Here is a 12504-nt window from a genome sequence, read left to right as displayed (position 1 = left end):
CGGACCGCCCTCACTGGCCCAGCAGCGGCAGCGTGCGCGGGTTGCCCGGCACCGGGATGTCGGCGTCCGGCAGCTCGCCCAGGGCCAGCGCGGCGAACCGGGCCGCGAACGGCTGCCACACCTCCTCCACATCGGCGAGCACGCCGGCGACGGCCGCGACCACGACCTCGGGGTCGTAGCCGAGCTCGTCCAGCTCGGTGCGGCCGGACTCCGCCCAGGCGGCGAACATGGCCGCGTCGCACTCGAGGTGGAACTGCAGGCCCCAGGCCCGGTCGCCGAGCCGGAACGCCTGGTGCGGGTAGCGGGTCGAGGCGGCGAGCAGCACGGCGCCGATCGGCAGCTCGGTGATCTCGTCGCCGTGCCACTGCAACACGTCGGGCAGCAGCGGCACCCATTTGAACAGCGGATCGGTGTCGGCCGCGTCGCGCCGGCCGACCAGCCCCGGCCCGATCTCGGGGCCGGACGTGCTGCGCTCGACCAGGCCGCCGTGGGCCTGTGCGAGCAGCTGGGCGCCCAGGCAGATCGCGAGCGTCGGCACGTGGTTGCGCACCGCCTTGCGCAGCAGCCCCTCGACCGCCGGGAGCCAGGAGCCCTCCTCCGGGGCGTAGGCGGTCTGGTCGCCGCCGAGCACCACCAGAGCGAGGTAACCGTCGAGCGTCCCGGGCAGCGGATCACCCGCGTGCGGACGTACGACAGTCACCTCGAGCCCCGCCTCCGCGAACCAGTCGCCGAGCCGGCGCAGATCATCGGACGGGTCGTTCTCGATCACCAGTGCTGTGCCCACACACCGAGGCTATCGGGTGGGTACGACGTCCACCCCGGGTGTCCACCGGGCAATGACTTCGTCGTCCTCGACCTCACCGGTCTCCACGAAGCCCAGCGCCAGGTAGAGCGCCCGGGCCGCGGTGTTGGCCGGCTGATAGCTCAGGGCCACGTTGGGGGTGCCCGGCACGGCGGCCAGCTGGTCGCGCAGCGCCGTGACCATGGCCCGCCCGATCCCCTGCCGCTGCCGGGCCGCGTCCACCACGACGCCCCCGATCCACCGGCTGCCGTCGTCGTCGCGGGCCCACATGCAGAACCCGACGACCTGGCCCTCGAGCCGGACGGCCAGCGGATGCCAGGTGTCGCCGTAGTTGCACATGCAGAGGTAGTAGGTGACGTCGGCGACAAAGTCCTTCTGTGCCGGGTGCACGGTCAGGCCCGCGCAGGTACGCCAGTTCTCTTTCGTGACGGGCTCAAGCTCGACCAGGGTCACGCGATGCAGGCACAGACGATCAGCGCGGCACCGAAGTGCGAGGCGGCACTGACCACGGCGCCGGGGTGGTGCTCGTCGGTGCAGATGACCTCACCGAGCTTGCCCGGCGTCATCCAGTCCAGCACCACGAACGCCAGGCCCATCACACCGATGCCGAGGATGCCGAAGAGCGCGGTCGACGCGAGCCCCTCGGCGAAGTTGTCGTAACTGGTGAAGATCGCGGTGAACACGATCAGCGCGATGCCGAGCTGGTTGGCCGACAGCAGCAGGGCGGCGTTGCGGTTCTTGTCGACCCAGATCAGGTCGCGCAACTTGCCCGGCGTAAGCAGATCGACGAGCACGAATCCCACGGCCATCAGGCCGATCCCGAGCGCACCGAACACGATGCTCTTGCCGGCACCCTCGAGCAAATTCTCCAGCACGACATTCCCCCTCGTCACGACGTATGTCGTGGGCACGGTATCGGACCCGCGCTCGCGCGTGATCCACCGGCCGGTCGAAACCTCAGAGTGTCCCGAGATAACGCTGACGCTCGTACGGGGTGACCTCGCGCCGGTACTGCTCCCATTCCTGGCGTTTGTTACGCAGGAAGAAGTCGAAGACGTGCTCGCCGAGGACCTCGGGGATCAGCTCCGACTTGCTCATCACGTCGATCGCCTCGGCCAGGTTCTCCGGCAGGGACTCGTAGCCCATCGCCTTGCGCTCCTGCGGGGACAGCGACCAGACGTCGTCCTCGGCACCCGGGGGAAGCTCGTAGCCTTCCTCGATGCCCTTGAGGCCGGCCCCGAGCATGATGGCGAACGCCAGGTACGGGTTGGTCGCCGAGTCCAGCGAGCGGACCTCGACGCGGGCCGAGCCGGGCTTGCCGAACGCGGGCACCCGGACCAGCGCGGAGCGGTTGAGCGCGCCCCAGCTGACGAACGCCGGCGACTCGGTGATCCGGTCGGGCAGCTGCAGCGGGAAGAGCCGCTTGTAGGAGTTGACCCACTGGTTGGTGACCGCGGTGTACTCCCGGGCGTGCACCAGCAGACCGGCGATGAACGCGCGGCCGGTCTTGGACAGCTTCAGCGGGTCCTCGGCGTCGTAGAACGCGTTGCGCTCACCCTCGAACAGCGACAGGTGGGTGTGCATGCCGCTGCCGGGCTGGTCGGTGTACGGCTTGGGCATGAAGGTCGCGCGGACCCCCTGGGAGAGCGCCACCTCCTTGACCACGTGCCGGAACGTCATGATGTTGTCGGCCGTGGTCAGCGCGTCGGCGTAGCGCAGGTCGATCTCCTGCTGGCCCGGCGCGACCTCGTGGTGGCTGAACTCCACCGAGATGCCGATCCGCTCGAGCGCGAGCACGGCCTGGCGCCGGAAGTCCCGGGCGACCGAGTGCGTGGTGTGGTCGAAGTACCCGCCGTTGTCGACCGGGATCGGCACCGAGCCGTCCAGCGGCCCGTCCTGCACCAGGAAGAACTCGATCTCCGGGTGGGTGTAGAAGGTGAAGCCCTTCTCGGCCGCCTTGGCGAGCATCCGGCGCAGCACGTGGCGCGGGTCGGCCCAGGCGGCACTGCCGTCGGGCAGCAGGATGTCGCAGAAGATCCGCGCGCTCTCGCCGCTGGCCCCGCCCTCGAACGGGAACACCTGGAAGGTCGTCGGATCCGGCATGGCCACCATGTCGGACTCGGAGACGCGGGCGAAGCCCTCGATCGCCGAGCCGTCGATGCCCATGCCCTCCTCGAAGGCGGACTCGAGCTCGGCCGGCGCCACCGAGACGCTTTTCAACGTGCCCAGCACATCGGTGAACCAGAGCCGGACAAAACGGATGTCGCGCTCCTCGAGCGTACGAAGCACGAACTCCTGCTGTCGGTCCACGTCAACCCCTTGAACTTGCCCGGCGGTCAGTCTCTCCCGGTCCCGTTACGCCGAGATTACGCTGACCAACGCCCTGGCGCGCGTCCCGGGTAAGGGCCGATGTTGATCTCAGACAGTACGGCAGGTACCCACAGCATGACATGCCAACACTGAGCAAGAATGAATGCATGCCTTCGTTGCGCCTTGCCCTCGCCCAGGTGAACTCGACCGTCGGCGACATCGCCGGCAACGCCGCATCGGTCCGCCGCTGGACCCGGCGGGCCGCGGACTCCGGCGCCCAGCTGGTCGCGTTCCCCGAGATGATGCTGACCGGTTATCCCATCGAGGACCTGGTTTTCCGGGATTCCTTCGTGGCCGCCTCGCAGGACGCGCTGCGGCAGCTGGCCACCGACCTGGCCGCCGACGGCCTCGGTGACGTGGCGGTCGTGGTCGGCTACGTCGACGCGGACGGCCCCGCGCCGACCAGCTCCGACGCGGTCCGCGGCCGCGGCCGGCGCGACGCCTCCGCGCTGCTGCTCGGCGGCAAGGTCAAGGCCACGTACTTCAAGCACCACCTGCCCAACTACGGCGTCTTCGACGAGGACCGCTACTTCGAGCCGGGCGACTCGCTGACCGTCGTCCGCTTCGGCGGGATCGACGTGGCGCTCACCGTCTGCGAGGACGTCTGGCAGGCCGGCGGCCCGTTCGCCGCGGCCCGCCGGGCCGGGGTGGGACTCGTGGTCAACATCAACGCCTCGCCGTACGAGCTGAACAAGGACGAGGTCCGGCTGCCGCTCATCCAGCGCCGGGCCGCCGAGGCCGGCGCCACCGTCGCGTACGTGAACATGGTCGGCGGCCAGGACGAACTCGTCTTCGACGGCGACTCGGTGATCGTCAACGCCCGCGGTGAGCTGCTCGCCCGCGCCGGTCAGTTCGCCGAGGAACTGCTCGTGCACGACGTCGAGATCGAACCGGCCCCGGCCACCGGCACCCCGCCGCCCGCCCCGGCCACCTCGGCCGAGTCGCTGCGCGGCGAGGACAGCGGCGCCGACGACATGGGCATCGAGCGCGTCGAGCTCGACCAGCAGCCGCGCCCGGTCACCGACGGCCCGGCGGTCGGCGGCATCGCCGAGCGGATCACCGACGAGGCCGAGATCTGGTCGGCGCTCACCCTCGGGCTGCGCGACTACGTCGACAAGAACGGCTTCCGCTCGGTGACCTTCGGCCTCTCCGGCGGCATCGACTCCGCGGTCGTCGCGGCGATCGCGGTCGACGCGCTCGGCCCGGAACGCGTGGTCGGCGTCTCGATGCCCAGCGGGTACTCCTCCGCCCACTCCAAGGACGACGCCGCCGACCTGGCCAAACGCACCGGCCTGGACTACCGCACCGAGCCGATCCAGCCGATGGTCGACGCGTTCCTGGCCAACATGTCGCTGTCTGGCCTCGCGGTGGAGAACCTGCAGGCCCGGGTCCGCGGCGTGATCCTGATGGCGCTGTCGAACCAGGAGGGCCACCTCGTGCTGACCACCGGCAACAAGAGCGAGCTGGCGGTCGGCTACTCCACGCTGTACGGCGACTCGGTGGGCGGCTTCAACCCGCTCAAGGACGTCCCCAAGACGCTGGTGTGGAAACTCGCGCGCTGGCGCAACGCGGACGCCGCGCGGCGCGGTGGCGAGCCGCCGATCCCGGAGAGCTCGATCACCAAGCCGCCGTCCGCGGAGCTGCGCCCGGGCCAGGTCGACTCCGACTCGCTGCCCGACTACGAGGTGCTGGACGCGATCCTCACCGGTTACATCGACCGCGACGAGGGCCGCGCGGAGCTCATCGCCGCCGGTCACGACGCCGCGCTGGTCGACCGGACGCTGCGCATGGTGGATATCGCCGAGTACAAGCGCCGCCAGTCCGCACCGGGTACAAAGATCTCCATCAAGGCCTTCGGCCGCGACCGCCGGCTCCCGATCACCAACAGATTCCGCGAGGGTGTGTGATCGGCTCCACGAACCCCTGACCACGAAGCGGTTCCCGGTGCGACGATCGGTCGTACCCGGGGACCGCATTCGGCGGCCTCGAGGGAAGGAGATCACCATGTCCGACGTGCCCACCCTGTACGGCGGCCCACCGACCCGCCGCGTGCGGACCCGCGACCTGATCGCGGCCAAGGAACGCGGCGACCGCTGGGCCATGCTCACGTCCTACGACCAGTACACCGCCGCGATCTTCGACCGCTCGGGCATCCCGGTGCTGCTGGTCGGCGACTCGGCCGCCAACAACGTCTTCGGCCACGAGACGACACTGCCGATCACGGTCGACGAGCTGATCCCTCTGGTACGCGCGGTCGTGCGCGCCACGAAGACGCCGCTCATCGTGGCCGACCTGCCCTTCGGGTCGTACGAGGAAGGTCCGGTGCAGGCCCTGCGTACCGGCGTGCGGTTCATGAAGGAAACCGGCGCCCACGCGGTCAAGCTGGAGGGCGGCCGCCGGGTCGCCCCGCAGATCGAGGCGCTGACCGGGGCCGGCATCCCGGTGATGGCGCACATCGGCTTCACGCCGCAGCGCGAGCACGCCATCGGCGGCTACCGCGTCCAGGGCCGGGGCAGCGACGCCGAGAAGGTGCTCGCCGACGCGCGGGCGGTGACCGGGGCGGGCGCGTTCGCGGTGGTGCTCGAGATGGTGATGGGCGAGGTCGCCGCGCAGATCACCAAGGAACTGCCGATCCCGACCGTGGGCATCGGCGCGGGCCCGGACACCGACGCCCAGGTGCTGGTCTGGCAGGACATGGCCGGTCTGCGCGAGGGTACGGCGCCCCGGTTCGTGAAGCGCTACGCCGACATGGCGGGGCTGCTCGGCGACGCGGTCAAGCAGTTCTCCGACGAGGTCCGCACCGGCGAGTTCCCGGCCGCGGAACACACCTTCTAGGACAAAACCCCATGTGGCACGGCTCGGGCAAGATCGCTACGGTGGCATTCCGTACCACGGAGGTGTCCATGTCCGTTCCTGCCCGAGTCGGCCTCGCCACCCTCGGCGTGGCCAGCGTCGCCCGCGCGACCGAGTTCTACGAGTCGCTCGGCTGGCGCCTGTCGAAGGCGTCGGTGCCCGGGGTGGTGAGCTACTTCCACACCTCCGGCGGCCGCCTCTCCCTCGTCGCCACCAGCGACCTGACCGTCGACGCGGGCCTGCCCAACCGCACCGTGTCGTCCCACGTCCCGGACGGCACCCGCGCCACCATGCTCAGCATCGCGGTCGACAGCCCGCACGCGGTGGACGACGCACTGCGCTCGGTCGTGCAGGCCGGGGCGACCCTGGTCCGCGCCGGCCTGCCCACCGAGTCCGGCGGCTACCTCGGTTACTTCACCGACCCCGACGGGCACCTCTGGGAGATCACCCACCACCCGGACTGGCCGCTCGACGACGTCGGCGCGCCTCTGCTTCCCTGACCGAGGAGTCACCGTGCAGGCGATCGTCTTCAGCGAGACCGGCGACACATCCGTGCTCCAGCTCGTCGAACGGCCCACCCCGGAACCCGGCCCCGGCCAGGTCCGCGTGCGGATCATCCGCTCCGGCGTCAACCCCACCGACTGGAAACGCCGATCCGCCGGCGAGCTGCCGTTCCCCGAGCTCACCCCCGACCAGGACGGCGCCGGCACCATCGACGCGGTCGGCCCGGACATCACCGCGTTCCGCCCCGGCGACCGGGTCTGGGTCATGCTGGCCGCCCACAACAGCCCCTACGGCACCGCCGCCGAGTTCACCGTCATCGCCGCCGAGCACGTCTTCCCCCTCCCCGACCCGATCTCGTACGACGCGGGCGCGTCGATGGGCGTACCCGCGGTCACCGCGCACCGGGCCCTGACGGTGGCGGAGGACGGCCCCCGGCGCCTCTCCCCCGGCGCCCTCGACGGCCGCACGGTCCTGGTCGCGGGCGGCGCGGGAGCCGTGGGCCACGCGGCGATCCAGCTCGCCCGATGGGCCGGCGCCACGGTGATCACGACGGTCAGCAGCCCCGAGAAGGCGGCCCTGGCCACCGCGGCCGGGGCGCATCACGTGGTCAACTACCGCGAGGCAGAGCCGGCGGCGGCGATCCGGGCCGTCGCCCCGGACGGGGTCGATCTGATCGTCGAGGTCTCACCGGCCACCAACGCCGCGCTGAATCAGGCGGTCGCGGCCAATCACGCGACCATCGCGATCTACGCCAACAACGGCGGGGACACGGTCGCGTTCGACATCCGGCCGCACATGATGCTCAACACCCGGATTCAGTTCCTCATCCTTTACACCGTCGGGGCCGAGGCTCTGCGCGCCGCGGGCGAGGATGTCACGTCGGCGCTGATCGACGGGGCGTTGCCGGTCGGGGCTGAGCACGGGCTGCCGTTGCATCACTTCCCGTTGCACCTGACCGGCGATGCGCATGCCGCTGTCGAGGCGTCCGTCGTGGGCAAGGTTCTGATCTCCGTCGCTGATTGACGCGGTGGGGTCGGTCACCCCGCGACGATCTCGGTATCAGCCGGGAAGGTGGGTGAAGAGGACTTCCCGGGTGGTGGGGTCGGCCTTTGTCAGCTGGACCTGGGTTCGGGTTCCCAGGGGGAGGCTGCCTTCGCAGCGGGCTTGGACTGCGGGGGTGTCGATCGCTACCGTGCCGCTCTTTCTGCCTTTGTCGTCCACGTCCAGGACCGCTGCTTCGAAGGTGCTGCCTACCTGGTTCTGGAGCAGGACCGCTTCGGCCAGGGATACGGCGGCCCGGTCGGCTGCTGAGGCTGTGCGGCCGGTGGTGGTCATGGTCCTGGGGAGTCTTGGCAGGGCTTCGCGGGCCCAGGCGGGGATCTCGCGGGCCTCGTGGAGGGCCAGGCAGACCTCGGTGGCGTAGCGGTCGGCCAGGCGGCGCAGCGGGGCCGTGACGTGGGCGTACGGGGCTCCCACTCCGCCGTGGGTGGTCAGCTCGGGGGCCGTACCGTCGAAGGCGGTGTAACCGGCACCGCGCAGCAGCTCGGCGGCCTGGTTGAGGAACGCGGCTCCGCGTGGGTCGGCCGGCTCGACGGACGCCACGACCGCGCCGACCGTCGCCCCGTCCGGCCAGGCGACCGCCAGTGAGCGGGCGGCGGCCTTCAGTTTGTCGACCGCTTCGGGGCGTGGTGCGGGCATCGTTCGCAGCAGCCCGGTCCCGCCTTCGAGCATCAGGGACGCCGCGGCCATGCCGGTCAGCAGTGAGATCTGCGCGTTGTCGCTCTCGACGGGCAGCTGTGCTCGCAGGATCAGCCGCCAGCCGTCCCCGTCAGGCTCCACTTCCTGCTCGGGCAGGGGAAGGTTGACCGCGCCCCGGGCGGCGGCATTCTTGGCGAGCAGCGTTCCTATCTCGCTCAGCAGCGCGACCGCTTCGGGTGCTCTGCCCTCGTCGGCGGCCACCTGCAGGTCCGGATAGTTCAGCTGGGCCCGGCTACGGACCCGGGCCCGTTCGACGGTGACGGCGGTGATGGCACCGGAGTCGTCCAGGTCGATGGTCCAGAGGATCGCGGCCCGGTCCACACCGGGCAGCAGGCTGACGGCATCCTCACTCAGCACCGGCGGGTGCAGCGGAACCTTCCCGTCCGGCAGATAGATCGTCTGCCCCCGCACCCAGGTCTCCGCCTCGAGCGCCCCACCGGGCCGGACATAGGCGGCGACATCCGCGATCGCATACCGCACCCGGAAACCGCCACCGTCGGCCCGCGACAGATGCACGGCCTGGTCCAGGTCCCGCGAACCGACCGGGTCGACGGTGACGAACGGGATGTCCGTCCGGTCGGTGGGCGGCAGCGCGGTGGCCACCGCCGCCCGCGCCTCGGCCACCGCCTCGGCGGGAAACTCGCCCGGCAGATCCAACTCCGTCCGCAGCACGGAAAAATCAATGCGCGGAGCCAGCACACGAACAATAGGCACGGCTCATTCCTAACACGCAAAGGGCCGCGCCGAAATCGGCGCGGCCCGAGATCTGCGGTCCGGTTCAGCGTTTCACGGTGGCCTTGCGAGATCCTCCGGTACGCCCATTGCCCGCGGCCGTAGCCTGACGAGCGGCAGCAGCCCCGGCCGGCTTCGCAACCCGGCCGGCATTGGTCGCAGAATTCTTGGTCATCCCCGCGGACTTCGCATTCCCGGCCTTGACCCCGGCCCCCGTACGCCCGTTGGCGCCGGCATTCCCGGCAGCGCGCCCGGCCGTGGTGACCCGGGTGGCGGGAGACGCATTAGCAGCAGCCTTGCCGGCAGCAGACTTGGCAGCCCGCGAAGCCTTGACCGCGGCCGCCGTAGCCTTGGCCGCGGCAGCCCTGACCGCCGCCGACTTCGCATCCGCCGAAACCGAACCCGCGGCCTGCCCCCCAGCCGACACAGCCCCCGCCGCCGTCTTGCCAGCAGCCGCCTTACCCCCGACCGCCTTACCCGCGACCGCCTTACCCGCGACCGCCTTACCCACGGCCGCGTTACCCCCGACCGCCTTACCCACGGCCGCCCTGCCCGCAGCTGCCTTGCCCGCCGCCGACTTGCCCGCCGCCGACTTGCCCGCGGTCGCCGCTCCCGCAGCCGGCTTGGCCGCTGCCTTACCCCCAGCTGCCGTCTTACCCGCGGCTACCTTGACCGCGACCGCCTTCAACCCCGCCGACGTGGCCGCAGCACCCTTACCCGTCGCCGTTTTGACCCCAGCCGGCTTGGTCCCAGCCGACTTGGTCGCGGCCGTCGTGGTCCCAGCCTTGGCCGCCGTGACCGCCGCGCTCTTCATCGAAGCGTTCTTGCCCGGAACGTTCTTCACCGCGGTCCTGGTGGCCGCGGCCTTGGTGGCCGTGGTCTTGGTAGCCGTGGTCTTGGTGGCCGTGGTCTTCGTAGCAGCAGCCTTCTTCGCCACGGTCTTTCCCGCGGCGGGCGCTGACGGGCCAGCCGGCTTCATCGAACTCCGCTTCGCAGCGGTCGACGTGGCAACAGCCTTCTTGGCCACACCGGTCGCCTTGACCGCGGCGGTCTTGGACGCGGCACCTCGGGCCGGCGCCGACTTCACCACGGCCCGGGCCGCACCGGCCTTCACCGCCCCGGCCTTCGCAGAGCCGGCCTTCGCGGAACTGGCCTTCGCGGAACTGGCCTTCACCGGGCTCGACTTGGCCGCGGTCTTGGCGCCAATGGCCGACGGCGTTGTTGCCTTCGCCGGTGCCGACGTGGTCGCTGCCCTCTTCGCAGCAGCCGGCTTCGCGGTGGTCGGCTTGACGGTAGCGGCCTTGGCCGGGGACGTTGCCGTCCGCGCGGCGGCGGTCGTCCGGGCCTTGGTCGCGGTCTTCGTCGCGGGTGCCCGCTTGGCCGTGGTCTTGGTCGCCGGAGCCTTCGTGGTGGCCGACGCCTTCGAGCCGACCGGCTTGGCGATGGCCCGCTTCGCGCCGGTTGCCGAGGTGGCCGCAGCAGTCCGCTTCGCCGCCGTCGCGGTGGTCACCGGAGCCGCGGTCTTGCCGGCCGCTGCCGTGCGCTTGGCGGCGGGCGTCCGGCCGACAGTCGCGCGGGCGGCGGAAGTCTTGGTGGTGCCTGAGGTCGCGGCGGCCGTACGCTTCGCCGCGGACTTGGTGGCGGCGGCAGCCGTGCGCTTCGCGGCCGTGGGCTTGATCGCAACCACGCCGGCCGCGACAGCCTTGGCCGCGGTGGGCTTGGCCGCAACGGTCTTGGCCGTGGTGGGCTTGGTGGTGACAGCCTTGGTGGTGACCCGCTGGGCGGCGGCTTTCGTCGCCGGCACCGACTTGGCGGCGGGTTTTCTCGGCGCCGCCGGGGTGGCGGTGCCTGCGGCCCGGGCCGGGGTGGCCCGGGTCGCGGCTGCCCGGGCCGGGGCAGCCTTCTTGGTAGCGGCCATGGGGAAGTTCCTCCTTGCGAATGACTGCGGGCTCGTCTCCGCCTGGAGACCGAAGATTCCGGCGTGGACACCGTGCGCGGGCCGGTGGACCGCGCGATCGGGTCCTGCCGGCCTAGCTGACCTCCCCGGTCCAGCGGGCATCCTCGGAATCCCACGCCGCGTTGCGCTTCTCGACGGTGTCGAGTGCCCGCGTGGCGTCGTCGGCGGAGGCGTACGGACCGAGCCGGAACTGTGACGGACACACGTCGTCGCCGGACTCGACCCGCTTGTGGCGGAGGCACCAGAAGTAGCCGCCGCCGGGCCCACTGTCGTTCATGACATCACTGTGCACCTCAAACCGGCCATGCGCTACCGATTCGCACAAAAAGACCCATTTTTCCATAATGGAGCGTCGCAAAGACCCCCCGAAGGAACGACAAAAAAGTCCCGCCCCACCGAAATGGCGGGACGGGACCGGCAGCAGAAAGGCGGTCAGCGCAGGGTTGCGGCGACCAGCTCGGCGACCTGGACCGCGTTGAGGGCGGCACCCTTGCGGAGGTTGTCGTTGGACATGAAGAGGGCCAGGCCGTTGTCGACCGTCTCGTCGTTGCGGATCCGGCCCACGTACGTCGGGTCCTGGCCGGCCGCCTGCAGCGGGGTCGGGATGTCGCAGAGTTCGACGCCGGGGGCGGACGCCAGCAGCTCGGTCGCCCGGGCCGGGCTGATCGGGCGGGCGAAGCGGGCGTGGACCTGCAGGGAGTGACCGGTGAAGACCGGGACGCGGACGCAGGTGCCGGAGACCTTGAGGTCCGGGATGCCGAGGATCTTGCGGCTCTCGTTACGCAGCTTCTGTTCCTCGTCGGTCTCGCCGAGGCCGTCGTCGACGATCGAGCCGGCGAGCGGCAGGACGTTGAACGCGATCGGGCGGGCGAACGAGCGGGGTGCCGGGAAGTCGACCGCGCTGCCGTCGTGGACGAGCTCGAGGGCCCGGTCGGCGACCTTCTTGACCTGCTCGTCGAGCTCGGCCGCACCGGCCAGGCCGGCACCGGAGACGGCCTGATACGTGGTGGCGACCATGGCGACGAGACCGGCTTCGTCGTGCAGCGGGCGCAGCACCGGCATCGCGGCCATGGTGGTGCAGTTGGGGTTGGCGATGATGCCCTTGGGGCGGTTCGCGATGGCGTCCGGGTTGACCTCGGCGACGACGAGCGGGACGTCCGGGTCCATCCGGTACGCCGACGAGTTGTCGATCACGACGGCACCGGCCTCGGCGACGCGCGGGGCGTACTCCTTGGAGCTGCCCTTGCCGGCGGAGAACAACACGATGTCCAGGCCGCGGTAGTCCGCGGTGGCGGCGTCCTCGACGGTCACCTCGCCGTCGCGCCAGGGCAGGGTGCGTCCCGCCGAGCGCGCGGACGCGAAGAGACGGAGCTGGTCAACCGGGAATTCGCGCTCGGCCAGGATGCGGCGCATAACGCTGCCGACCTGCCCCGTCGCGCCCACAATGCCGATCCTCATGGGCACAAAGCTACGGCCCCGGCACCACGTACGGAAATCGGTAAAACGACCGCGTCTCAGATCTCAGGAT

General features: G+C 70.9%; 11 protein-coding genes. 5 read left to right on the top strand and 6 right to left on the bottom strand.

From position 1 onward, the window contains the following. Positions 1 to 10 precede the first annotated feature (10 nt). The 4 genes from ACIA6A_RS13805 to ACIA6A_RS13790 all read right to left on the bottom strand — a co-directional run bounded on the left by ACIA6A_RS13805 (position 11) and on the right by ACIA6A_RS13790 (position 3112). Positions 11 to 784 carry a type 1 glutamine amidotransferase gene (locus tag ACIA6A_RS13805; protein ID WP_396097919.1) on the bottom strand — a complete coding sequence of 258 codons (774 nt, stop codon included), beginning with the start codon at positions 782 to 784 and terminating at the stop codon, positions 11 to 13. A gap of 9 nt (positions 785 to 793) precedes the next feature. Then, entirely contained in the window at positions 794 to 1255 is a 462-nt protein-coding gene (locus ACIA6A_RS13800; protein WP_396097918.1) for a GNAT family N-acetyltransferase, read from the bottom strand. After that, entirely contained in the window at positions 1252 to 1677 is a 426-nt protein-coding gene (locus tag ACIA6A_RS13795) for a DUF350 domain-containing protein (protein ID WP_396097917.1), read from the bottom strand. The genes ACIA6A_RS13800 and ACIA6A_RS13795 overlap by 4 nt, the downstream gene beginning before the upstream one ends. Before the next feature lie 82 nt (positions 1678 to 1759). Beyond that, the gene (locus tag ACIA6A_RS13790) at positions 1760 to 3112 is read right to left on the bottom strand and encodes a glutamine synthetase family protein (RefSeq protein ID WP_396097916.1); all 1353 of its coding nucleotides are present in this window, start codon (positions 3110 to 3112) and stop codon (positions 1760 to 1762) included. Positions 3113 to 3279: 167 nt separating this feature from the next. Here ACIA6A_RS13790 and ACIA6A_RS13785 point away from each other — a divergent pair, with 167 nt between their 5' ends. From ACIA6A_RS13785 to ACIA6A_RS13770, 4 genes are all read left to right on the top strand, one after another. Then, positions 3280 to 5079: an NAD+ synthase gene (locus tag ACIA6A_RS13785; RefSeq protein WP_396097915.1), complete on the top strand. Its 1800-nt coding sequence runs from the start codon at positions 3280 to 3282 to the stop codon at positions 5077 to 5079. A 97-nt stretch (positions 5080 to 5176) separates the two neighbouring features. After that, complete coding sequence (panB, locus tag ACIA6A_RS13780) at positions 5177 to 6007, top strand: 3-methyl-2-oxobutanoate hydroxymethyltransferase (RefSeq protein ID WP_396097914.1); 831 nt, start codon at positions 5177 to 5179, stop codon at positions 6005 to 6007. A 68-nt stretch (positions 6008 to 6075) separates the two neighbouring features. Further along, on the top strand, positions 6076 to 6525 hold the full coding sequence (locus ACIA6A_RS13775; RefSeq protein ID WP_396097913.1) for a VOC family protein: 450 nt from the start codon (positions 6076 to 6078) through the stop codon (positions 6523 to 6525). Between the two features lie 13 nt (positions 6526 to 6538). Then, a complete protein-coding gene (locus tag ACIA6A_RS13770; protein ID WP_396097911.1) occupies positions 6539 to 7552 on the top strand; it encodes an NADPH:quinone reductase in 1014 nt (337 codons plus the stop codon). 36 nt (positions 7553 to 7588) lie between these two features. Here ACIA6A_RS13770 and ACIA6A_RS13765 read toward each other — a convergent pair whose 3' ends face one another. Next, complete coding sequence (locus ACIA6A_RS13765; RefSeq protein WP_396097909.1) at positions 7589 to 9001, bottom strand: RNB domain-containing ribonuclease; 1413 nt, start codon at positions 8999 to 9001, stop codon at positions 7589 to 7591. Positions 9002 to 9687: 686 nt separating this feature from the next. On the opposite strand from ACIA6A_RS13765, the gene ACIA6A_RS13760 reads away from it, so the two are divergent. Next, positions 9688 to 11172, top strand: coding sequence for a hypothetical protein (locus tag ACIA6A_RS13760; RefSeq protein ID WP_396097908.1), 1485 nt, complete (start codon positions 9688 to 9690; stop codon positions 11170 to 11172). 236 nt (positions 11173 to 11408) lie between these two features. Here the strand turns inward: ACIA6A_RS13760 and ACIA6A_RS13755 are convergent, their stop codons facing one another. Continuing rightward, positions 11409 to 12434, bottom strand: coding sequence for an aspartate-semialdehyde dehydrogenase (locus ACIA6A_RS13755; protein WP_396097907.1), 1026 nt, complete (start codon positions 12432 to 12434; stop codon positions 11409 to 11411). Positions 12435 to 12504: the final 70 nt, after the last annotated feature.

Source organism: Actinoplanes sp. NPDC051494, from assembly GCF_044454705.1.
GTDB lineage: Bacteria > Actinomycetota > Actinomycetes > Mycobacteriales > Micromonosporaceae > Actinoplanes.
Note: the sequence above shows the minus strand (reverse complement) of the source record. Positions and strands in the feature narration are given on the sequence as shown.

Bases quoted from the DNA above. Each gene is read 5' to 3' on its own strand.
- ACIA6A_RS13785 (WP_396097915.1), top strand. From the start codon at position 3,280: ATGCCTTCGTTGCGCCTTGCCCTCGCCCAGGTGAACTCGACCGTCGGC.
- ACIA6A_RS13755 (WP_396097907.1), bottom strand. From the start codon at position 12,434: ATGAGGATCGGCATTGTGGGCGCGACGGGGCAGGTCGGCAGCGTTATG.
- panB (WP_396097914.1), top strand. From the start codon at position 5,177: ATGTCCGACGTGCCCACCCTGTACGGCGGCCCACCGACCCGCCGCGTG.
- ACIA6A_RS13775 (WP_396097913.1), top strand. From the start codon at position 6,076: ATGTCCGTTCCTGCCCGAGTCGGCCTCGCCACCCTCGGCGTGGCCAGC.